This window comes from Bradyrhizobium sp. TM239, from assembly GCF_036247985.1.
Taxonomy (GTDB): domain Bacteria; phylum Pseudomonadota; class Alphaproteobacteria; order Rhizobiales; family Xanthobacteraceae; genus Bradyrhizobium; species Bradyrhizobium ottawaense.
The window spans coordinates 1-22487 of the sequence record NZ_BTIR01000016.1 but is presented as its reverse complement, the minus strand read 5'-3'; the positions used below and the strand labels follow the sequence as shown (position 1 = coordinate 22487).

At 65.0% G+C, this 22487-nt stretch carries 21 protein-coding genes and 1 tRNA gene; 13 read left to right on the top strand and 9 right to left on the bottom strand.

The genetic code is table 11. The features are described 5' to 3' along the window. Window positions 1-5: 5 nt before the first annotated feature. Entirely contained in the window at window positions 6-1166 is a 1161-nt protein-coding gene (cyoA, locus tag AABA84_RS25085; RefSeq protein WP_338313547.1) for a ubiquinol oxidase subunit II, read from the bottom strand. Between the two features lie 180 nt (window positions 1167-1346). Here cyoA and AABA84_RS25080 point away from each other — a divergent pair, with 180 nt between their 5' ends. Further along, complete coding sequence (locus AABA84_RS25080) at window positions 1347-2690, top strand: MFS transporter (protein WP_338313546.1); 1344 nt, start codon at window positions 1347-1349, stop codon at window positions 2688-2690. A 152-nt stretch (window positions 2691-2842) separates the two neighbouring features. Here the strand turns inward: AABA84_RS25080 and AABA84_RS25075 are convergent, their stop codons facing one another. Together AABA84_RS25075 and AABA84_RS25070 are read right to left on the bottom strand one after the other, a co-directional pair. After that, entirely contained in the window at window positions 2843-4234 is a 1392-nt protein-coding gene (locus AABA84_RS25075) for a M48 family metalloprotease (protein WP_246550136.1), read from the bottom strand. A gap of 134 nt (window positions 4235-4368) precedes the next feature. Further along, a complete protein-coding gene (locus AABA84_RS25070) occupies window positions 4369-5220 on the bottom strand; it encodes a thermonuclease family protein (protein ID WP_338309055.1) in 852 nt (283 codons plus the stop codon). Between the two features lie 263 nt (window positions 5221-5483). Between AABA84_RS25070 and AABA84_RS25065 the strand changes: the two genes are divergently transcribed. The 3 genes from AABA84_RS25065 to AABA84_RS25055 all read left to right on the top strand — a co-directional run bounded on the left by AABA84_RS25065 (window position 5484) and on the right by AABA84_RS25055 (window position 8390). Continuing rightward, a complete protein-coding gene (locus AABA84_RS25065) occupies window positions 5484-6692 on the top strand; it encodes an ABC transporter substrate-binding protein (RefSeq protein ID WP_212247016.1) in 1209 nt (402 codons plus the stop codon). A 157-nt stretch (window positions 6693-6849) separates the two neighbouring features. After that, window positions 6850-7638, top strand: a complete 789-nt coding sequence (locus AABA84_RS25060) for an enoyl-CoA hydratase (protein ID WP_212247014.1) — start codon at window positions 6850-6852, stop codon at window positions 7636-7638. 2 nt (window positions 7639-7640) lie between these two features. Then, on the top strand, window positions 7641-8390 hold the full coding sequence (locus tag AABA84_RS25055) for a hypothetical protein (RefSeq protein ID WP_338313545.1): 750 nt from the start codon (window positions 7641-7643) through the stop codon (window positions 8388-8390). A gap of 214 nt (window positions 8391-8604) precedes the next feature. Here the strand turns inward: AABA84_RS25055 and AABA84_RS25050 are convergent, their stop codons facing one another. From AABA84_RS25050 to AABA84_RS25040, 3 genes are read right to left on the bottom strand one after another with little or no spacing between them, the layout of a single operon-like run. After that, window positions 8605-9417 (bottom strand): enoyl-CoA hydratase/isomerase family protein, encoded by an 813-nt coding sequence (locus AABA84_RS25050; RefSeq protein WP_028141827.1) that lies wholly within the window; start codon window positions 9415-9417, stop codon window positions 8605-8607. Window positions 9418-9434: 17 nt separating this feature from the next. After that, entirely contained in the window at window positions 9435-10595 is a 1161-nt protein-coding gene (locus AABA84_RS25045) for an acyl-CoA dehydrogenase family protein (RefSeq protein WP_338313544.1), read from the bottom strand. Between the two features lie 16 nt (window positions 10596-10611). Beyond that, entirely contained in the window at window positions 10612-11676 is a 1065-nt protein-coding gene (locus tag AABA84_RS25040) for an acyl-CoA dehydrogenase family protein (protein ID WP_338313543.1), read from the bottom strand. 250 nt (window positions 11677-11926) lie between these two features. Here AABA84_RS25040 and AABA84_RS25035 point away from each other — a divergent pair, with 250 nt between their 5' ends. After that, entirely contained in the window at window positions 11927-12712 is a 786-nt protein-coding gene (locus tag AABA84_RS25035) for an SDR family NAD(P)-dependent oxidoreductase (protein WP_338313542.1), read from the top strand. A 230-nt stretch (window positions 12713-12942) separates the two neighbouring features. On the opposite strand, the gene AABA84_RS25030 is transcribed toward AABA84_RS25035, so the two are convergent. Together AABA84_RS25030 and AABA84_RS25025 are read right to left on the bottom strand one after the other, a co-directional pair. Next, window positions 12943-13215 (bottom strand): GlsB/YeaQ/YmgE family stress response membrane protein, encoded by a 273-nt coding sequence (locus AABA84_RS25030; RefSeq protein WP_212247007.1) that lies wholly within the window; start codon window positions 13213-13215, stop codon window positions 12943-12945. 42 nt (window positions 13216-13257) lie between these two features. Continuing rightward, the gene (locus AABA84_RS25025; RefSeq protein WP_212247006.1) at window positions 13258-13851 is read right to left on the bottom strand and encodes a YidB family protein; all 594 of its coding nucleotides are present in this window, start codon (window positions 13849-13851) and stop codon (window positions 13258-13260) included. Between the two features lie 162 nt (window positions 13852-14013). On the opposite strand from AABA84_RS25025, the gene AABA84_RS25020 reads away from it, so the two are divergent. Together AABA84_RS25020 and AABA84_RS25015 are read left to right on the top strand one after the other, a co-directional pair. After that, window positions 14014-15033, top strand: coding sequence for a 2-dehydropantoate 2-reductase (locus tag AABA84_RS25020; RefSeq protein ID WP_338313541.1), 1020 nt, complete (start codon window positions 14014-14016; stop codon window positions 15031-15033). A 17-nt stretch (window positions 15034-15050) separates the two neighbouring features. Next, window positions 15051-15266: a hypothetical protein gene (locus AABA84_RS25015; protein WP_212247002.1), complete on the top strand. Its 216-nt coding sequence runs from the start codon at window positions 15051-15053 to the stop codon at window positions 15264-15266. 127 nt (window positions 15267-15393) lie between these two features. Here the strand turns inward: AABA84_RS25015 and AABA84_RS25010 are convergent, their stop codons facing one another. Next, a complete protein-coding gene (locus tag AABA84_RS25010) occupies window positions 15394-16014 on the bottom strand; it encodes a hypothetical protein (protein WP_338313540.1) in 621 nt (206 codons plus the stop codon). A 232-nt stretch (window positions 16015-16246) separates the two neighbouring features. On the opposite strand from AABA84_RS25010, the gene AABA84_RS25005 reads away from it, so the two are divergent. The 6 genes from AABA84_RS25005 to AABA84_RS24980 form a co-directional block, all read left to right on the top strand. Next, window positions 16247-17764, top strand: coding sequence for an AMP-binding protein (locus AABA84_RS25005; RefSeq protein WP_338313539.1), 1518 nt, complete (start codon window positions 16247-16249; stop codon window positions 17762-17764). 21 nt (window positions 17765-17785) lie between these two features. Continuing rightward, window positions 17786-18424, top strand: a complete 639-nt coding sequence (locus AABA84_RS25000) for an RraA family protein (protein ID WP_212253862.1) — start codon at window positions 17786-17788, stop codon at window positions 18422-18424. Window positions 18425-18451: 27 nt separating this feature from the next. Further along, a complete protein-coding gene (locus AABA84_RS24995; RefSeq protein WP_338313538.1) occupies window positions 18452-18823 on the top strand; it encodes a cupin domain-containing protein in 372 nt (123 codons plus the stop codon). 47 nt (window positions 18824-18870) lie between these two features. Beyond that, the gene (locus tag AABA84_RS24990; RefSeq protein ID WP_338313537.1) at window positions 18871-19827 is read left to right on the top strand and encodes a tripartite tricarboxylate transporter substrate-binding protein; all 957 of its coding nucleotides are present in this window, start codon (window positions 18871-18873) and stop codon (window positions 19825-19827) included. A gap of 105 nt (window positions 19828-19932) precedes the next feature. Further along, window positions 19933-20009: transfer RNA gene (locus AABA84_RS24985), tRNA-Arg, on the top strand. 595 nt (window positions 20010-20604) lie between these two features. After that, window positions 20605-22487: Ig-like domain-containing protein (locus AABA84_RS24980; RefSeq protein WP_338313536.1), on the top strand; the 1883-nt coding region annotated here is incomplete at its 3' end.

Genomic DNA, 22487 nt, shown 5'->3' with positions numbered 1-22487 from the left:
TCTCTTTAGGAGTCTGACTTCGGACGCAGTCCGAGGAAGAAGGACGAGGACTTGAGCGGCGCGAAGCTCGGCCGCTTCAGGCCGGCGCCGAGCAGCGGCGCCGTGTCGACGGGAGCCAGGATGGACGCCGTGGTCTTGCCCTGCGGCGCATCGGGCGTGCAGGTGCCGGCCACGAAGGTCGGCTCCGGCCCGAGCGGGGTGCCGCGGCGGGCGTACTTGTCGTAAGTGAGCGGCAGGGTGTTGTTCAGGCCCTCATGGCCGTTGCCGCCCTTGGCGTCGATCGCCATCATCTCGCTCTGGCACATCTTGCCGGTCTCGACGCACATGTTGAGGATCAGACGGTAGAGATCGGAGTCGATCGTGCCGTAGCGGCGCACCGGCTCGTTCTGGCTGGGCTTTTCGAGCTGGAGATATTCGGCGCGGCCGAGCGACCCGCCGGCCGACTTGGCGCTGGCGATCCAGGCGTCAAAACCCTTGTCGTCGAGTCCCCTAAAGTTGAAGTGCATGCCGGAGAAGCCGGCGCCGCTGTAGTTCGCCGAGAAGCCCTTGTACGTGCCAGCGTGGTTGACGACGGCGTGGAGCTTCGTCTCCATGCCCGGCATCGCGTAGATCTGGCCGGCGAGCGCGGGGATGTAGAACGAGTTCATCACCGAGGACGCGGTGATGCGGAATTTGATCGGACGGTCGACCGGAGCTGCGAGCTCGTTGACGGTGGCGATGCCGTAGTCCGGATAGATGAAGAGCCACTTCCAATCGAGCGCGACGACGTCGACGTCGAGCGGAGCCCTGGACTGATCCACGGCGCGGTCGGCATGGATGCGGCCGAGCGTGCGATAGGGGTCGAGCAGATGCGTGCCCATCCAGGTCAGCGCGCCCAGGCAGACGATGATCAGCAGCGGCGCGGACCAGATCACCAGCTCGAGCTTGGTCGAGTGGTCCCATTCCGGCTCGTAGCGAGCGGCGGTGTTGGACTGGCGATAGCGCCAGGCAAACAGCACCGTCAGCGCCATCACGGGGACGACGATCAGGAGCATCAGGACGGTGGAGATGATGACGAGGTCGCGCTGCTGGGCAGCGATATCGCCGGCTGGCGCCAGCACGACGTAGTCGCAGCCGCTGAGCGCAGCAGCCAGAGGTAGTAGCGCCAGGATCTTGAGACGAGACACGGGCCGAGCCTTTGAGAATGAGTTTCTTTTGCGGGGCCAACGGGTAGCTGCGGCGCAGCAATCCGGACATTGGACAATTTGTCCAATGTTGCAGTGCGGAATGTTGGGTCAGAGAGGGCCAGATTGCCCGGCGCCCGCCGGGCGGTCAGCTTTGGTTTTCAGGACGTTAAGGGCGCACGAATGGCGACGGCACAGACCCCTGCAATGGCAGACCTCCACTCGGGCGAGCACGGCCACGACCAGGCCAGTCCCGGCGAGATCGCCATCGGCGTCATCATCGGCCGCACCTCGGAATTCTTCGACTTCTTCGTCTTCGCGATCGCCTCGGTGATCGTGTTCCCGCGCCTGGTGTTCCCATTCGCGAGCGAGCTGACCGGCACGCTCTATTCCTTCATGATCTTCGCGCTGGCCTTCATGGCCCGTCCGATCGGCACCGTCATTTTCATGACGGTGGACCGTGCCTACGGCAAGACCGCCAAGCTGATCTCGGCGCTGTTCCTGCTCGGCACCGCAACGGTCGCGCTCGCGTTCCTGCCCGGCTATCACGACATCGGCGTTGCCGCGATCTGGCTGCTGGCTCTGGCGCGCATCGCGCAGGGTCTGGCCTGGGGCGGCGCCTGGGACGGCATGGCTTCGCTGCTGGCGCTGAACGCGCCGCCCTCCAAGCGCGGCTGGTACGCGATGGTGCCGCAACTCGGCGCTCCGCTTGGGTTGATCGTGGCGAGCGCGCTGTTCGCCTATTTCGCCGGCAACCTCTCGGCCGACGATTTCTTCGATTGGGGCTGGCGCTATCCGTTCTTCGTCGCCTTTGCCATCAACGTCGTGGCGCTGTTTGCGCGCCTGCGCATGGTGACGACGGAGGAATATGCCTCGCTGTTCGAGACCCGCGAGCTGCAGCCCGCGCGCATCTCCGACACCGTCGCGAGCGAAGGCCAGAACATCATGTTGGGGGCGTTCGCGCCGCTCGCGAGCTTTGCGCTGTTCCACATGGTCACGGTGTTTCCGCTGTCCTGGGTGTTCCTGTTCACCCGCGAAAGCCCGGTGCGCTTCTTGATCATCGAGATCGTCGCCGCCGTGTTCGGTGTCGGTGCGATCGTGCTGTCCGGCGTCATCGCCGACCGCGTCGGCCGCAAGTCGCTGCTGATGGGATCGGCGATCGCAATCGCGATCTATAGCGGCTTTGCCCCGCAGCTGCTCGATGCCGGCGCGTTCGGCGAGACCATCTACATGGTGATCGGCTTCATCCTGCTCGGCCTGTCGTTCGGCCAGTCCTCGGGCGCGATCGCCTCGAACTTCAAGCAGGCGTATCGCTACACGGCGTCCGCGCTGACCTCCGACATGGCCTGGCTGTTCGGCGCCGGCTTCGCTCCGCTGGTCGCATTGCTGCTCGCCACCAATCTCGGCGTCATCGCCTCGGGCGCGTATCTGCTGTCCGGTGCGTTCTGGACGTTGCTTGCGCTCTGGCTCAGCGGCCAGCGTGAGGCCGGGGACATGGACGCGGGGACGCCGGAGACCAAGCGCTAGTTTCGTAGGGTGGGTTAGCGAAGCGTAACCCACCAACTTCGTTCCGCATGTGCGGATGCGCGGTGGGTTACGCCTTCGGCTAACCCACCCTACAAGAGCGCGATTCGGGTTCACGCTAAGCGTGCCCCGGGATGACGCGCGCTTAGCGCACGTCAATCCGCCACGATCTTCACGCGATCGCGCACCTTCACCTGCGCGGTGCGATCGAGGCCGTTCAGCACGCGAAAACGCTCGGCGGGATGATCGACGCCGGCCATGCGGTGGGAGAGCGATTCCACGGTGTCGCCGGGCTGCACGGTGATGACCTTGATGCGGAGCGGACGGGCGGCCTGGATCTCGTCCAGCGTCAGGCGGCGGAATGAATTGACGGTCTCGCGCGCGTTGCGCTCGCTCTCGGTCGACTTCTGCCGTGTCGCAAAGATGAAGCGATAGACGTCGCTGCCGAAGCGCAGCGCGTAGACCTTGAACTGCCACTGGTCGCCCTTGGCGGCGGCGGAGGCGGCCGGAAAGCCGTTGATGGTGATGTCTTCGGTGGAGGCCTTCTCGACGCCCTCCATCCAGCCGGAATTGAGGTAGTCGCCGAGCGACTGCTCGGCCGGCACGCGCACCACGTCGAAACGCATCGCCTGTGCGCCGCCCTCGCGCACGCCGATCACGGCCTGGGCGGTGTTGTCGAGCGTGAAATTGTCCGGCGCCTGGAAGGTGAAGCCCAGCTTCGGATGCAGGAAGCGGCGGCCGCGGACAAAACCTTCGCTGGGGTCTTCGCCGTAGACGAGGTTGTCGATCGCCGCGAGATAAGTCTCGCGATCGCGCTCGGCGCCTTCAGGCGCAGTATATTGCCGCGCAATGGTTTGCGCGTTCTGCACGCGCTCCGGGGTCGCCGGATGCGACGAGGTGAAATCCTGCGCGCGCGGATCCAGCGAGCTCTTGCCGGCCTTCAGCTCGGCATTGCGCTCCATCGCCGAGAGGAAGCGCGCCGCACCATAAGGGTCGAAATGCGCCTTGGCGGAGATGCCGACGCCGATGCCGTCGGCCTCGAACTCCTGCTTGCGCGAAAAGCTCGCCATGGTGAGCTTGGTCTTGGCCAGCGCGAGCGCGGTGAGGTCGGGGTCGTTGCTCATGTCGGTGACGACGCGGGTGACGATCGCGGCCTGGCGCGCCTGGTCCTCGCGCATCGCGGCGTGCTTGGACAGCACATGCGCCATCTCGTGGCTGAGCACGGAGGACAATTCCGAGGTGTCGCTGGCGAGCGCGAGAAGTCCGCGGGTGACATAGAGCTGGCCGTTCGGCAGCGCGAAGGCGTTCACCGCGCCGGAATTGAGGATGGTGACCTTGTAGCCCTGATCGGGACGGTCGGAGGCCGCGACCAGCCGGTCGACGGTCTTGGTGACGAGTGATTCGAGCCTGGGATCGTCATAGGTGCCGCCATAGCTCGCCAGGATGCGCTCGTGCTCCTTCTCGGTGGCGGGGGTCTGTGCGACGGCCGGCTTCGGCTTCGGCATCGCGACGGTCGCCGGGACGGCCGCGGTCTGGAACCGGCCCATATCGCCGCAGCCCGCCAGCGTCGTGCCCAGCACGAGGCAAAGCGCGGCCGGCGCAGCCCGCAGGCGGCGGCCCTCATTCCGTACGTGCCGTTCTAGCACCCCATTCACGTCGCTTAACCCGTGCCTGGCCTGATTTAAGGCCGTACCCCTGTCGGCTCGTTTGCGCCCAGCAACTCGACCTGCCCCACGAGCCGCACATCGATCCGCGGCCCCGTACTCCCCTCGACCCAGCCCCGGACGCGAATACGCTTACTTTCCATGGACTTAAGGGTGATTCCAGCGCTTTCGAACGCCGGTAGCGTGCGCTTTGAAATAGTCGCGGCAAAGCCACGTGTCCAGTTCCGTCCGAAGTTGAGGTAGGTCATTGCCCCAGCTTGCCGGACCGACAGGACTTTACCCTCGACCACCACAAAGCGCCCGATCCCCGCCAAAATATCGTCCGGACTTTCCGCGTTTTTTATGGCCGACGGGTCAGCCCAGCTGCCCTTTTTTTGGCGCCGCGCTTCGGCCTCCGACGTCATCAGGGCTGCCGCGCAGTCCTTGTCCGTGATTTCGGCCGAGACCATGGCGTCGCCCTGGGCGAGCAGCATGGCCTGCACCGGGGTATCGCTTTCGCCGATGAAGACCAGCGCGCCCTGCCGGCCGTAGCGGTCGGGTGTGTCGTCGCTGCCGCGAAGCGTCACGTCGCGGCCAGCGAGCAGCGAAGCCAGCGCCTGCTTCGTGGTCGCCGTCGGTTCGATTCCGGCGAGGCGGATTTCGCGGCCGTCGTCGAGACGGACGCTGCGGGCATCGACGATGGCGACGACGCGGCCTTCGCCTTGCGACTCGAACTGGCACGGTGCGGCGGACGCGGTGTGACTCGCGACGAGAAGGATTGCGATGATGAGGTGAAGCCGTTGCGCCACGTGACCCGGAAAGGTTGTGTTACTTGCTAACCATAACTCAAGCGTCGTGGGCCGCGAAGAGGGTTCGTCATACTCCGTCATTGCGAGGAGCTCTTGCGACGAAGCAATCCAGACTGTCTCCGCGGAAAGACTCTGGATTGCTTCGCTGCGCTCGCAATGACGCGGAAACATTTTGCGTCATTCCACCATTCCGCTTTGCGGAAAACATGCGCGGCATTCCTGCGCGCATCGCAGCTCGCGCTTGCTGCGCTCTTGCGCATGCGGCATGATTGCGGCAACAGCAATAACCAAGAGCAATAACCAAGCCGCCATCAGAGTACGGCGCGATAAGGGAGATCTTTTCCATGAAGACAATTTTGTCGGGCATTTTTGCCGCCGCGTTTGCCCTCAGTGCGAGCGCCGCCGCGCAGGCCCAGGACAAGCCACCGCTCAAGATCGGCGGCATCCTCGACATGTCGAGCCTCTATGCCGACATCACCGGTCCCGGCAGCGAGACTGCGGCCAAGATGGCCGTTGAGGATTTCGGCGGCGAGGTGCTGGGGCGCAAGATCCAGGTGCTCGCGGCCGACCATCAAAACAAGGCCGATCTCTCCGCCAACATCGCCCGCGACATGCTCGACAACCAGGGCGTCGAGATGATCTACGACGTCGCGGCTTCCGCGACTGCGCTTGCTGCCGGTGAGATCGCCAAAGCGCGCAACAAGATCATCATCTTCAACGGCCCGGGCTCGATCCGTCTCACCAACGAGGCCTGCGGTCCCTACACCATCCACTACGTGTTCGACACCTACGGCCAGGCCAACGTGACCGGCCTTGCGGCCGTGAAGTCGGGCCTCGACAGCTGGTTCTTCCTCACCGCCGATTACGCCTTCGGCCAGGACCTGGAGAAGGACACCAGTGCCGTCGTCATCAAGACCGGCGGCAAGGTGCTGGGCAGCGTGCGCCATCCGCTCAACACGTCGGACTTCTCCTCCTTCCTGCTGCAGGCCCAGGCCTCCAAGGCCAAGGTGATCGGGCTTGCGAATGCCGGCGGCGACACCGTCAACGCGATCAAGCAGGCGGCCGAGTTCGGCATCACCAAGGGCGGCCAGAAGGTCTCGCCGCTGCTGGCCTTCGTCACCGACATCGACTCGATTGGTCTGGAGACCGCGCAGGGCCTGCTGCTCGCGGAAGCCTTCTACTGGGACCTCAACGACGACACGCGCGCATTCTCGAAGCGCTTCCAGGAGCGCGTGAAGCGGCCGCCGACCTCGGCGCAGGCCGGCGTCTACTCCTCCGTCACCCATTACCTGAAGGCGGTGAAGGCGGCCGGCACGACCGATGCAGCGACTGTCATGAAGGTGATGAAGGAGACGCCGATCAACGACTTCTTCGCCAAGGGTGGCAAGATCCGCGAGGACGGCCGCATGATCCACGACATGTATCTGTTCGAGGTGAAGAAGCCGTCGGAATCGAAGGGCCGCTGGGACGATTACAAGCTGCTCGCCACCGTGCCCGGCAGCGAGGCGTTCCAGTCGCTGGAGCAGTCGCGCTGCCCGCTGGTGAAGAAGTGACGCGAAGCGTCATCCCGGGGCGCGCATGAGCGCGAACTATGGCGCGCAATTGCGCACCTGAGGATCCATCGGGCCGCAGTGATCGTCGACAAATGGATTCCGGGCTCGCGCTTCGCGCGCCCCGGAATGACGAAGGAAACAACAAGGGAGACGCCCCATGAACGACATGGTCCTGCAAAAGCTCGAAGGCGGGCTGCTCACCATCACGATGAACCGCCCGGAGCGGAAGAACGCGCTCAATCCCGAGATGGTGGCAGGGCTGGTCGAAGCCGCACGCCGTGCGGCTGACGATCCGGAGGTGCGCGCGGTGCTGTTCAAGGGCGCCGGCGGCAGCTTCTGTGTCGGCGGCGACGTCAAGTCTATGGCGGCAGGCCGCGCCCCGCTGCCGTTCGAGCAGAAGCTTGCGAATTTGCGCCGCGGCATGGAGGTCTCGCGCATCCTGCACCAGATGCCGAAACCCGTGGTGGCGCAGCTCGATGGTGCTGCGGCCGGCGCCGGCCTGTCGATGGCGTTGTCGTGCGACCTGCGCATCGCTAGCGAATCCTGCAAGATCACCACGGCCTTCGCCAAGGTCGGCTTCTCCGGCGACTACGGCGGCACCTATTTCCTCACCCAGCTGCTCGGCAGCGCGCGGGCGCGCGAGCTTTATCTGATGTCGCCGGTGCTCACGGCCAGGGAAGCGCATGCGATCGGCATGGTGACCAAGGTCGTGCCCGATGCCGAGATCGACGCCGCCGCGCATGAGCTGGCGCTGTCACTGGCGCAGGGGCCGTCGATCGCGCTCGGCTTCATCAAGCGCAACATCAACAATGCCGAGCATCTGCCGCTGGAAGATTGCTTCGACGGCGAGGCGATCCATCACACCCGCTGCAGCGACACCGAGGATCACAAGGAGGCCGCAAAAGCCTTCGTCGAGAAGCGCAAGCCGACCTTCAGGGGCGCCTGACCATGGCGCCCTATATGCGGTTGCGGCAGATCTGCCTGGTCGCGCCGCAGCTCGCGCCCGTGATCTCCGACATCGCGGCGATCATGGGCCTCGCCGTGTGCTATCGCGACGGCAATGTCGCAAAATACGGCCTGGAGAATGCGCTGCTCCCGGTCGACACGATCATGCTGGAGGTGGTGGCACCCTTCAAGGGCGGTACCACGGCCGGCCGCTTCATCGAGAAGACCGGCGGCCGCGGTGGCTACATGGCGATCTTCTGCTGCAATGATCCCGACGAGCGTGGCCGCAACGCCAACGCGCTTGGCGTGCGGACCGCGAACGTCATCGACCATGCGCCCTATCACGGCGTCCAGCTCCACCCCCGCGACTGCCGTGCCGCCTTCATCGAGTTCAACCACACCGAAGGCAGCGATGACATCCTGGGCGCTTATCCGCCGGCCGGCCCGGATTGGCAGAAATTCATCCGCAAGGATGTGACGCTGGCGCTCACCGGCGTGGAGATGCAGAGCCCTGATCCGGCGGGGCTGGCTGAGCACTGGGGCAAGATCATCGGTGTTGCGCCTGAAGGTGCCGAGCTGAAACTGCCCAACGCCACCTTCCGCTTCGTGAAGGGCGCCAGCGAGATCATGAGCGCGCTCGAGTTTCGGGTCGCGGATCGGGCGAGCGTGCTGCATGCCGCGAAGGCCAGGGGGCTCGCGGTGGCGGGGAACGAGTTCCTGCTTGGCGGGGTGACGTTCCGGCTTGTGGCTTAGGAGTTGCCTCACCTACCGCCGTCGTCCCGGACAAGCGAAGCGCAGATCCGGGACCTCCGCGCGAGCGCTTGCGCTCGTCGCCATAGCCACAGGGAGTGGTTTGGCGATGACTCGTAGTGCCCAGCTTTGCGCGACAATCTCTTCCTGTGGTTATGGGTCCCTGCTTTCGCAGGGACGACTGGGGAGGATGCCGCGACGCTGACGTGATACGAAGCTACCTTCCCTTGAAATTCGCCGCGCGCCGTTCTTCCGTGGCCTTGACGCCTTCCTTGAAATCCTCCGTCGCGCGCAGCCGTGTCTGCTCGGCGAGCTCGTGGTTGGTCGCGGCCATGACGCGGTCGGCCAATCCGGCGCGCATCGTGGCGCGGGTGGAGAGCAGGCCGAGCGGGGAGCATTCGGCGATCTCGCCGGCGAGCTTCATCGCGGCCGCCTTGACCTGGTCCTGCGGCACCAGCTCGTTGGCGAGGCCCCACTTCACGGCCTCTTCGCCGGTGACGCGGCGGCTGGTGTAGAACATCAGCTCGGCGTTGTTCTTGCCGATCAGCTCCGGGAGCGTCGTCGTCAGGCCGAAGCCGGGATGGAAGCCGAGTTTCGTGAAATTCGCGGAGAAACGCGCTTCCGGGCAGGTGACGCGGAAATCGGCGGAGACGGCGAGGCCCAATCCGCCGCCGATGGCGGCGCCCTGCACGGCCGCGACGATCGGCTTCTTGGCGCGGAAGATGCGCACGGCCTGGATGTAGAGATGGTTGATCGGGCCGAGATTATCGGCCGGATCGCCCTTCTTCTCGGCCTCGCGCGCCTCCTGCGCCTGCCGCGCCGGATCGCCAAAGTTTGCGCCGGCGCAGAACGCCTTGCCCTGGGCCGAGAGAACGGAGGCACGGATCTCGATGTCACGGTCGAACTCGTCGAGCGCGTCCGCGATCTGGTTGATCAGCGAAATGTCGAAGAAGTTCAGCGGCGGGCGGCGGATCTCGATGGTGCCGACGTGTCCGACCTTCTCGACGCCGATGTCTTTGTATGTGGTCATGATGATCCTCGATTAAATCAGCGCAAACCAAGTCCGCGGGCGATGATGCCGCGCAGCACCTCGGTGGTGCCGCCCTGGATGGTGAGTTTCGGCGCGGTCTTGATGGCGAAGTTGAGCTGCCGCTCCAGCGTCTCGCGGTTGGTCGCGGTCTCCTCGACGAAAGCAGCAAGGTCGCGGACGCGGTGGGGCAGCTGCTGCTCCCAGACCGTGCCGATGTCCTTGACGATGGAGGCCTCCACCACCGGCTCTTTGCCGGCCTGCAGCATGCCGGCCACCGAGACCGACATACGCCGCATGGTGTGGAGCTGCGCGACGAGACGGCCGATGCCTTCGGCGCTGCGCGTATCCGGGTTGGGGCCAACCGCGCGAACCAGCTCGGTCAGCACGTAATAGGTCTCGAGGAAACGCTCGGGGCCCGAACGCTCATACGCCAGCTCGCTCGTCGCCTGCTTCCAGGCGCCGTCGACCTCGCCGAGCACGTGATCGTCAGGCACGAAGAAATCGGTGAAGACGACCTCGTTGAACTCGTACTGGCCGGTGATCTGGCCGATCGGGTTCACCTGAATGCCCGGCTGCTTCATCTTGACCAGGAACTGGGTCAGGCCGTGACGGCGGTTTTCCTTGGTTGGCGGCGAGGTCCGGAAGATCGCGATCATGTAGTCGGCGATGTGCGCCGACGAGGTCCAGATCTTGGTGCCGTTGATGAGATAGCCGCCGTCGGTCTTGGTCGCGCGCGTCTTTGCGGCGAACAGGTCGGAGCCGGAGTTCGGCTCGCTCATGCCGATCGCAAAGCAGATCTCGCCGCGACAGATCCGCGGCAGGATCTCCATCTTGATATGTTCAGGCGCGTATTTGATCAGCACCGGCCCGCTCTGGCGGTCGGCGACGAAGAAACGCCGCGTCGGAGCGTTGGCGACGCGCATCTCCTCGGTCACGACGTAACGTTCGAGGAAAGAGCGCTCCTGGCCGCCATATTTCTTCGGCCAGGTCATCCCGAGCCAGCCTTTGGCGCCGACCCGGCGAGAAAATTCCGGCGCGTCGGTGTCCTCGCGATTGGGCTTGTGCGGATCGAAGGTGCCGGCGGCGATTTCCTCGGCGAGGAAGGCGCGCACTTCCTTGCGCAATTGCTCGCACTTCTCGGGCAGGCGGATCGGATCGAAACGGAGGGCAGCGGTCATGTGTTTCTCTCCCGGATCAGCGCGACGCCACGAGCGGCCATAATTCGTCGGCGCCGCGGCTTGCGACCAGCTTGCCGAGCTCGACGGCCCAATGGCTTTCCGAGCCGAAATCGTCGCGCCAGGCCAGCGCCCGCAACGAATAGCGGTGCAGGATGTGCTCAAGCGTGAAGCCGATCGCGCCGTGCACTTGATGTGCGATGGCGCCGCCCTTTTCCGCCGCTTCCGCGCAGCGGATCTTCGCCGAGGCGGCTTCGAGATACACCTCGTCGTCGAACGACTTTGCGTTGGCGATGGCGTCGGCAGCGGACGTTGCAGCTGCGAGCGCTGCGGCGGATTCGCCGGCGAGACGCGCGAGATTGTGCTGCACGGCCTGGAATTTCGAGATCTTCTTCTCGAAGGCGACGCGCTCGTTGGAGTAGCGCACGGAGATGTCGAGCATCGATTCCAGCGCGCCCGCGATCTGCAGGCTGCGCGCAACGCCGCCCATCAGCATCATCGTGGTCTGGTCAAAGCCCTTCGGGGCGGCTTTGAGCGTGACGGGTTGGACCCTGTCGAGCGTCACGGTGTCGCTGTGGTCGTAGCCGACATTGAGGCCGGACTCGATCCGGACCTTGCCGGCATCGACCAGCGCGATCGAGACGCCATCCCTGCCGTGCGCCAGCACCGCAAAGTGCTTCGCCGCCTTGGCAAAGGGCACGCCGCGGGCGCGGCCGGAGAGCGAACCGTCGGCATCGAGGGTGAGGCGGTCCTTCGGCGAGGCCGGCAGCACCGTCATCTCGCCCTCGGGGGATGCGATCTTCGCCTGCGCCAGCAGCCAGCCGGCCAGCATGGTCTCCGCCAGCGGAACCGCGACGGCGAAACGGCCGGCGGCGTTCAACAGCGCAAAGCCGTCGGCCAGGCTCGCGCCGGAGCCGCCGAGATCATCGGGCACCCAGGACAATGGCAGGCCGGCTTCGCTCAGCGCCCGCCACAGCGGCGCCTGCCAGGAATCCTTCTTGTCGTTGTTGATGGTTTGCGGATCGGCGAGATCGGCGAAGATCTTCTCCGCGGTCTCGACGACGATGTTGTCACTCTCCGCCACAGCGCTCCCCGTGCTTTTTCCGTTGGCGCGTCCCGCCTGGTGGAGCGAACCGCGCAGGTCTTCTTGCGCCCGATGATCCGAAAAAGCCATGGCCGTGACAAGCGTTGATCGCAGGTCAACCTGCGGCGCGGGCATGGGGGATAAGCTAATTCCGCTTAGCGGAGTTTGCTTGATTTGCAGGGCGCGGCAAACTCGCTAAACAAGGCCAGCGACTTAAGGCTCGCATCAGATACAGGGGAAGGAAATCCGGATGGCCAAAGACAGTCTGTGCGCAATCGTGACGGGGTCCGCATCCGGACTTGGCGCAGCAACCGCGGAAATCCTCGCGCGAAGCGGGGCGCGGCTCGTCATCAACTATTCCTCTAGCCAGAAAGAAGCCGAGGCCACCGCGGACGTCTGCCGCAAGGCGGGCTCTCCGGAAGTTCTGGTTGCGCAGGGCGACGTTTCAAAGGACGACGATTGCCGCAAGATCGTTGGGGCCGCCAGCGCCTGGGGCCGGCTCGACATCCTCGTCAACAATGCCGGCACCACCAAGCATGTCGCCCATGCCGATCTCGACGGATTGTCGGCTGAAGATTTCCAGCGCGTGTATGGCGTCAACACCATCGGCCCGTTCCAGATGGTGCGCGCCGCGCGCAGCCTGCTGGAGGCCGGCGCCAAGGCTTCGGGTCGGCCCTCCGCCGTGGTCAACGTGTCCTCGGTCGCCGGCATCAGCGGCGTCGGCTCGTCGATCGCCTACGCCGCGAGCAAGGGCGCGCTCAACACCATGACGCTGTCGCTGTCGCGCGCGCTGGCGCCGCTGATCCGCGTCAACACGGTGTGCCCCGGCTATATCGACACGCCCTGGTTCACCAAGGGCCGCGGCGAAGCCGGCGCCAAGCAGGTGCGCGACAGCGTGGTGGCGAAGGTGCCGCTCAAGGTCGCATCGACCGCCGAGGACATCGCGCAGCTCGTCTGCTTCCTGGCGATGCCGGCCACCAGCAACATGACCGGCGAGGTCGTGCGCATGGATGCGGGGATGCATTTGATTACGTGAGATACTCAACTAGCGTCACATACCGGTGTCGTCCCCGCCTAGTGCGCAATTGCGCACGGGGCGCGGGGACCCATAACCACAAGCAGGAGTTGCCGCGCGACTCTGGTCACTCCGAGTCTTCGCCAAACCACTCCCTGTGGTTATGGGTCCCGGATCGGCGCGGGCTTAGGCGCGCTTGTCCGGGACGACACCGAGTTTGTTGATAGGTTACGCCATGACGCGCCGGCGGCCTACCCCTTGATCACGCCGCTCGTCACCAGCCGGTGCCAGATGAACAGCACCACCACCGCGCCGAGCGTGGCCATGATGAAGCCGGCGCCCTGGTCGGGGCTGTAATGGCCGATCGCCTGACCGATGAAGGTGGCGAGAAACGCCCCGGCGATGCCGAGGATGGTGGTGAGGATGAAGCCGCTCGGGTTGTTCGGTCCCGGCGCCAGCCAGCGCGCGATGAGGCCGGCGATGAAGCCGACGACGATGATCCACAACAGACCGCCCATGCTCATGAGTGTGCTTCCCTTCCCGAGAACGCGTAGATCGGATTTGGATTAAATTCTGCCCGAAAGCTCGTTCTCGGTCGGCAGCCGGCCGTCCGGCGTCAGATGGTCGATCACCTGCGGCAGATACTGGCTGAGGCCGGAGAGCAGCTCCTCGCGCGACAGGCCGCTCTGGGCGGACAGGCTCTCGATCTGGTCGGCGCCGAGTGCGCTCGCCAGATCGCCAGGCGCGATGGCCTTGTTCTCGCCCTTGCCGACCCAGGAATTCGCGGCCTCGCCGTGGCCGCCCTGCTGGAGCTGGTTGAGGAGATCGCCGAGGCCGCCGCTCAGCACGGTTCCGGCCGCGCCGCCCGCGAGCAGGCCGCCGAGCCCGCCTTTGAGCAAATCGCTGAGACCGCCGCTCCCGCCGGGAAGAGCGCTGCTGCCTGTATTCACAGGCGTCGGAGGCGGCAGCGGAGAGCGCTGCTGCGGGGCCGGCGCCGCGCCGGGCTGGCCTGCCGTCAAATGCTTGAAGGCCTTCCATCCAAGCAGGGCAATGATCGCCATGGTCATCGGCGACATGCCGCCGGAGGATTTCTCGGAGCTGGGTGTAGAGGGGCCGCGGGGGCCGTTCTGCATGCCGTTGAGGACGTCGAGTAGACCCATGGTGCTCTCCTTTGGCGTCTCGTTCGGCGAGCGCTCGCCGCTGGCTGCCCCCGGGCCGAAAACATATGGGGCTCTCATGACGGTTACAAGGCGGATGCGCCGCGATTGGTTGCCGGCCTCGCCTCTGCTATCGAGGGTGGGTCGTTCAGGGAGCAAGGCGAGGTGATGACGGATCGACCGATCGTGGTGGCCGGCGCGGGCGCCATCGGCTGTTTCGTCGGCGGCATGCTGGCGGCCTCGGGCCGCCGTGTCGCGCTGCTGGTGCGGCCGCGGGTGAAGACCGAGATCGAGCGGTTCGGCCTGCGGCTGACCCATTTCGACGGCTCCGAGAAGAAGCTCGGTGCGGGGCAGCTCGCGCTGTCGGAGGATCCCGCGATCTTCCACAGCGCCGGCATCGTGCTGGTCACGGTGAAGAGCGCCGATACCGCCGATGTCGCGGATCAGATCGCGCAGCATGCGCCTGAGGATGCCGTCATCGTCTCGCTGCAGAACGGTATCGGCAATGCCGCGGTGCTGCGCGACCGTCTTGGCAATCGTCCTGGCGGCCGTCGCGTGCTCGCGGGCATGGTGCCGTTCAACGTGATCGCGATGGGCGAGGGCCGTTTCCACCGCTCGACCTCCGGCGATATCCATATCGGAGAGGACGCTGAAAACACGGCCGCGTCGCTTTCGGTGGCCGGTCTCACGGTGCGCGCGAGCGGTGACATCACCGGCGTGCAATGGGGCAAGCTCATCATCAATCTCAACAATGCGCTCAGCGCATTGTCCGACTTGCCGCTCGCCGCGCAACTGGCAAGCCGCGACTGGCGCAGGCTGTTTGCCGACCAGATGGCGGAAGGGCTGGCCGCGCTGAAGGCCGCCGGCATCGCGCCGGTCTCGGCAACGCCGATCCCGATGAACTGGACCCCGGCCTTGCTCCGGCTGCCCGACACGATCTTCAACGCGATCCTGGGGCGGACCATGAAGATCGATCCCGAGGCGCGCTCCTCGATGTGGCAGGATTTGAAGCACGGACGCAAGACCGAGATCGACTATCTCCAGGGCGCTGTCATTGCGCTTGCCGAACAAAACCATGTCGAGGTGCCGCTGATGCGCCGCATTGTTGCGCTGATCAAGGAAGCCGAGGCCGCCGGCAAGGGTCCACCGCGTCTGACGCCGCAGCAGATTCGCGGCCGGGCTTGAGCGTGAGGAAGAGCGCGATGAAACATTGTTTGGTGATCGGGCTCGCGCTGGTAGCGCTTTGTGGCGCGGCCACATTCGCTGACGCCAGGCCGCCGACGGTCATGAACTCGCCCGGCTATGACGCGCGGCTGCAGGAGAGCCGCAAGGCGCTGAGTGGGGCACCGACGACGGCGGCGCCGCCGGATGCGCCGGTGGTCAAACCCAAGCGCAGCAAGAAGAAGCCCACGAAGTGAGGCGACGCTCTCGTAGGGTGGGCAAAGCGAAGCGTGCCCACCAACTCTCTTAATCATAAACGAATGGTGGGCACGGCGCTTTGCGCCTTTGCCCACCCTACGATCATCGCGCAATGACGGCTGTAGCTCAGCCCTTCTTCGCCGGCTTGCTCGGGGTCGGATTGAACAGCTTCTTCAAATCGTTCAAGCTCTCCGACAGCCGCGGCCATTCGCAGGAGAATGAGCCTTTGGTGCACGCGCCCTTCGAGCGCTGACCGACGGTTTGCTGCACCTTCGGCCGCTCGACCGGAACGGGCACGCGCGCGACGTCGGTGCGCAGCGCGACCTGCTGGAGTTGCCGCGCCTGCAGTTCCTGCTGCTCGCGCTGTTGACGGGCAGCGGCCTCGGCCGCTTCGTTGCTGCGGCGCTCTTTGGCGAGATAGGCGGTATAGGCTGCGTCGATCTTCTTCTGCTCCTCCGGCGTCGGATTGGGTCCGGCGATGTCGAAGGTGCGATCCTGCAGGAAGTCGTAATAGGAGTAGCCGCCGCCTGCCTTGCGGCGGCCGGCGAACTTGGCGTTGCAATCGGCAAGTGCGGATGTCTTCTCGGACTTGGTGGCGGCCTTCTCGGCGGCGTCGGCGCATTCCTCGAAATCGACCGGCGCGCGTTTCCACCATTGCGCCTGGGCATGCGCGTGCGTCAGCAGAAAAAACCCTGCTGCGGCAACGAGAAGCAGCGCCGCACGACGCAATGCAATCACGGACGACATTCTACGAGAGCATTCCTTGCCAAGCTCAACCCGAACTGAGTCGAGCCAGATTTTTGCCTCTTTATCGCCGGCTTGTCACCCGTGGAACTCGGGAATTTCATGGCTGCAATGCTGACATTTTGTGCTTGACGTGGCGAAGGAGTCACAGCGGCGCGCCGGCCGGCTGCTACACTTCGCCTTGCGAGCGCCTCACCCCCGTGGCGACGCCAAGAAGACGAAATGGAAACACCTGATGTTGCTGCCCCTGTCCGACGTGCCGCGCTGGTACGCTGAACGCAAACCACGTGGCATGATTGCCATCCGCCATGGGCAGGACACGCTGACATGGGACGAGCTCGAGCGCGGCGCCAACCGGCGCGCGCGGGCGTTCGCGGCCAAGGGCGTCAAGCCCGGCGATTTCGTCGCGATCGGACTGCCCAACGGCAACGCGTTCTTCGAGACCTCGTTTGCGGTGTGGAAGTGCGGTGCGACGCCGACCTCGCTGTCATGGCGGCTGCCGCGCGGCGAGGCCGCGGCCGTGCTCGACATTCTCAGGCCGGCGCTGGTGGTCGGCGGCGAAGCCGACTGGAACGCGCCGAACCGCCTCCCGGCTGATTTCGTGCCGGCAGGATTTTCGGACGAGCCGCTCAATCCGCCGGTGGCGCGCTACTGGAAGGCCATGACCTCGGGCGGCTCGACCGGGCGGCCGAAGGTGATCCTCGATCATCAGCCGGCCGTGACCGACACGGTCGCCGCGCCGCCGCTCAACATCCCCTTCGGGGTCTCGCTGCTCAATCCGGGGCCGCTCTATCACAATGCGCCGTTCATCGTGTCGCACTACGCGCTGTTCACTGGCGGCCAGCTCACCGGTCTCGCCAAGTTCGACGCCGAGGAGACATTGCGGCAGATCGAACGCGAGTGCGTGCAATGGGTCAATTTCGTGCCGACCATGATGCACCGGATCTGGGCGCTGCCGGAGCAGGTGCGCAACGCCTACGATCTGTCGAGCCTGCAAACCGTCTTTCACATGGCAGCTCCGATGCCGCCCTGGCTGAAGGAGAACTGGATCGCCTGGCTTGGGCCGGAGCGAGTCTGGGAGCTCTATGGCGGCACCGAGCGGCAGGGCGCCTGCATCATCTCGGGCACGGACTGGCTGACGCACAAGGGCTCGGTCGGCAGGATCGGCGAGATGGCAAAGCTGCGCATCATCGGCGAGGATGGCAACGACGTCGCGCCAGGCGAGACCGGGGAGATCTATTTCCTCAACAATGACGGCAGGGACGCCACCTATCACTATCTCGGCGCCGAGCCGAAGCGCCGCAGCGATGGCTGGGAATCGCTCGGCGATATCGGCAGGCTGGATGCGGAAGGCTATCTCTATCTCGGCGACCGCCTCGCCGACATGGTGCTGCGCGGCGGTGCCAACATCTATCCGGCCGAGGTCGAGGCCGCCGTCTCCGAGGCTCCGGGCGTGCGCTCCTGCGTCGTGGTGGGGTTGCCCGATCCGGAATTGGGCCAGCGCGTGCACGCCATCATCGAGCCGGAGGGCGATGCCGACGGCCAGGCCATCGCCGACGGCATGGCGGAGTTCCTGAAGGACAGGCTCAGCCGCTACAAGCATCCGGAAAGCTTCGAGATCGTCGGCGCCTCGCCGCGCGATGATTCCGGAAAAGTCCGCCGCACGCTGTTGCGCGACGAGCGCGCAACGTGGATGAAGGAAGGGCGCGCCTTCCGGATTTGGCCGGCGAAGGCGCGGTCGCACGCCGATTGATTGACGAAAGGACTCCAGGACATGACCATCACCATCGCTGCGAACAGCGTGCCGAAGCCGCCGGCCGAGATCATCGCGGGCTTTCGCGGTGCGCCGACCTCGGTCATTTCAGACAATCTCGCGCGGCTGCCCGGCGCGGTGGGACTGAAGCCCTATCACCGCGGGGCTAAGCTGGTGGGCACGGCCTTCACCGTGCGCACGCGCCCCGGCGACAATCTCGCCATCCACCGCGCGCTCGAGCTGGTCGGTCCCGGCGACGTCATCGTGGTCGATGGCGGTGGCGACGAGACGCGCGCGCTGGTCGGCGAGATCATGAAGAACATCGCGCAATGGCGCAAAGCCGAAGGCTATGTGATCGACGGCGCCATCCGCGATGTCGCGGCGTTCGCGGCCGACGACTTTCCCTGCTACGCCCGTGCCGTGATCCATCGCGGCCCCTACAAGAACGGCCCCGGCGAGATCAACGTGCCTGTCTCGGTCGGCGGCAGCGTGATCTCGCCCGGCGACATCGTCGTCGGCGACGAGGATGGTGTGGTGTCGTTTCCCGCCGCGAGCGCCGCCGCGCTGCTGGAAGCCGTGCGCGCCCAGGTCGCGCGCGAGGAGGAGACCATGAAGGCGATCCGCGAGGGCCGTTATCAGGGCTCGTATGGAAAATCCTGATCAGGCGACAACGAAGGGGAGGATGGCGTGAGTCAGAAGGACGAATTCCACAATATCGATGATCCCAGCGACGGGCTGTTCCGCGAGCTCGCAGCAGGGGTGACCACCCGCATCTTCTCCGGCGAGCAGGCGATGCTGTCGGTGGTGACGCTGGCGCCGCATGCGCAGGGCACGCTGCACCATCATCCCGAGGAGCAATGGGGCGTGCTGCTCGACGGCTCGGCCATCCGCGTCCAGGGCGATGAGGAGATTGCGGTGAAGAAGGGCGATTTCTGGCGCACCGCGGGCAATGTGCCGCACACCATGCGCGCCGGCCCCGACGGCGCCCGGGTGCTGGACATCTTCAGTCCGCCTCGGCCAGAATACAAAAAAGCGGGGTCGGGCTTCGGCACGACTTAGCGCCAAAGAGCAAAAAGCCAGGCGCTGAACACAAAAGGGAGGGGACCATGACGATCACACGACGTGCGCTGCTGGCTGCACCGGCCATTCTCGCAATGGCACCGGCAGCGGCGCAGGCTGGCAAGATCACGCTTGTCGTGCCGTTTCCGCCGGGTGGCTCGACCGATGCGATGGCGCGGCTGTTGCAAGCCAGCCTGCAAACCAAGCTCGGTCGCATCGTCGTGGTCGAGAACAAGTCCGGCGCGGCCGGCGCGCTCGGCGCGGCTCAAGTCGCCAAGAGCCCGGCGGACGGCACCTCGTTCCTGGTGACGTTCGATTCCCATGCGGTGATTCCGTCGATCCTCGACAAGCCGCCGGTCGATGTCGAGCGTGAGCTGATGCCGGTGCTGCTGATCGGCACCGCGCCCTATGTGATCGCGGCCGGCGCCGGCCGCCCCTACAAGAGCTTTGCCGACGTGGTGGCCGCCTGCAAGGCGACCCCGGGCGCGGTGAAATATGCCTCCGTCGGCATCGGCACGCTCGGCCATCTCGCCATGACCGTGCTCGGCAGCAAGGCCGGGGTCGAGATCATGCACGTGCCCTATCGCGGCGGCGGCCCGGCCATGAACGACGTGCTCGGCGGCCATGTCGATCTCATCGCGGGATCGGCCGCGCTGGTCGCCGCCCAGCTCGGCACCAACATGCTGCATCCGATCCTGCAGCTCGGCCGCGAGCGGCTGCCGGCGCTGGCCGATACGCAGACCGCGATCGAGGCGGGCTTTCCCGATTTCGAGACGCTGGCCTGGTGGGGCATCTTTGCGCCCGCAGGCACGCCGCCCGATATCGTCGCAGCCTTCGCGACGGCGTCCAAGGAAATCCTCAGCGAGCCCGCGACCGCCGCCCAGCTCAAGGACACCCAGCACATGACGCTGCTGCTCCAGGACGGCGCGGCCTTCAAGACCTTCTTCGACAAGCAGGTCGCTTATTGGGGCAAGGTGGTGAAGGACAACAATATCAGGGCGTGAGGCCGAGCGGCAGCCTTTCATATTGGGCAACGCGGAGGGCTTCCGATCCCGTCTCCGCTTTGATATGTACACCTCCAGGCAACCCGCCTGACTTGCGGGTTCCGCGGTCCCGTAGCTCAGCCGGATAGAGCGACGGTTTCCTAAACCGTAGGTCGGAAGTTCGAGTCTTCCCGGGATCGCCAATCTTTCAGAGCCTCTTGCCGGTCATCAGTGCCCTGCGGCCCTCCCCGCTGACTGCAAGCGTGTGGGCGCGGGTTTACGCGAGGCGGCACGCAGGACGCCATGGCCGTGTGGCCGGACGACCCTCGGCAGATGGATCGGAAATCCGCGGAAGTCATTCTCGCTCCGAGAGACGAAGTTCGGACAAGCATCCGCGACGTCGCTAGAGGCTGCGGCGCCGATTGGTGCGTGCAGCCCGCCGTTGGTGATTGGCGAAGCGAAGGCACGCGACGTGAGGCGCAATACATATTGGTGTTGACGAAGACCGCACAGGTTCGTTGCCGATTTAAATAGAGCGCTCGATCGAAATTTAATCCTGATTATTAATTCTCATTCCGGCGATAATATTAATTTTGGACGGCGGCAGGAACTGCGGCTGCGCGATTTAAAAACTCCATCCTCGGGTCAATGAATCGTCTCAAAAAAGGCGCGTGCGAATTCGAACACGCGCTCGATGGGGCGGCAAAGAACCAGTCGAGTTGGACTGAGCCGCGACATATCGAACCGTATGCGCATGAGACTCAGTCTGCGCGTGCATTGCAGAGGGGATGAACATACATGGCAATTGCTGGATTTCCAGACGCGAATAGCACCGGTCTTCCTGATGGCGTTATCCTGACTCCATCGGGCGACGTAACTGTCACTCAACCAGGAACCGTCATCGACGCTCTCGATGTCAAAGGCACGATTTCGGTCCTGGCCGATAACGTCACGATTCAGAATAGCCGCATCACGTCCAGCGATTGGACAGGGATCTGGATCAAGGATGGCATTACGGGAACTGTCGTCAAGGACAGCGAGATTTTAAACGTTGGAAGCAGCCCGGATGGCGCGAACGGCATCGTCGGGTCCGGCACATTCCTGCGCAACGATATCCATGACGTGGAGAATGGTATTATTGTCACCGGGGCGAGCCTCGTCCAGGACAATTATATCCATGCCATGAATGCGCCCGATGTGCGTCTCGGCACGTCCTTGGGCGGTCCGCACTACGATGGCATCGAGATCGACGGCGGCGTTTCAGACGTCGTCATTCGGCACAACACCGTCATCAACGAGAACAGCTACGTCTCGGCCGTGATGATCAATAATGACTTCGGTCCGGTTTCCAACATTCAGGTGGACGGCAACTATCTTGCAGGGGGCGGCTACACCCTTTACTCCGATGGCAGCTTCAGCAGCACCGACAAGATTTCCGGAGTCTCGTTCACCAACAACGAACTTGGTGAGGGCAAGTGGGGTTACTATTACTTCAGGAACAACACGCCCGTCCTGACGAACAACGACGAACTCGGCACGGGATGGCAGACGTCGTCTCCGACGACGCCCCCCGCAACGCCCGATGTCCCGGCAGCGCCGACCATCGCATCCTGGTCACCCGATACGGGCAAGACTGGCGATGGCATCACTGACGCCAGCCAGATCACCCTGCACGGCACCGCCGCGGCTGGCAGCACCGTGAAGGTCTATGATGGTTCGACGCAGATCGGTACGGCGACTGCGACTTCGACCGGCAGCTGGGACTACATCACCAAGGTCCTGACCGATGCGAAGCATACGCTGACGGCAACCGCGACCAGCTCGTCGGGGCAGACCAGCGTGGCGTCGGCCGCGGTGGCTGTCACCGTCGACACCAAGGCGCCAGCTGCACCGACGATCGCGAGTGACACCGTCAACACTGCCAATCAGGTCGTGATGTCGGGGACTGCCGAAGCGAACAGCGCGATCAAGGTGTTCGACGGAACGACCCAGGTCGGCACCGCGACGACCAACGCGAGCGGCGCGTGGAGCGCCACGACGTCTGCATTGTCGGCCGGTTCGCACGCCCTGACGGCGAAGGCGACCGACGTTGCCGGCAACGTCAGTGCCGCGTCGACGGCCGTGGATGCGGTCATTGGTTCTGGGACGACGGGCTCCACCGGCACGAGCACTGCGCCGGCCGCGCCGAAGATCGCCTCGTTCTCCAGCGATACCGGCACCGCCGGTGATCACATCACGAGCGACAAGACGGTGACCCTGGCGGGGACTGCGGTTGCCAACAGCACGGTCAAGGTGCTCGACGGCACGACCCAGCTCGGCACCGTCACGGCGGATGCGAACGGGGCATGGCACTACACCACCGTCGCACTGCCGGACGGCAAGCACAGCTTCACCGCGACCGACACGGTCTCCGGCGTTACCAGCAAGGCATCGACTGCGCTTGATGTCACGGTGGATAGCGCTGCCCCCGATGCTCCGATCCTGTTGAGCGATCCGACGACGCATAACCGCGCAACGGTATCCGGTACGGCGGAGGCGGGGAGCTCGATCAAGCTCTATGAGGGCACGACCCTGCTTGGCACCGCGACCGTCGCGAGTGATGGCGACTGGAGCGTGACGACCCCGAATCTCAAGCACGGGTCCCACACCTTCACCGCGACGGCGACCGATGCCGCCGGCAA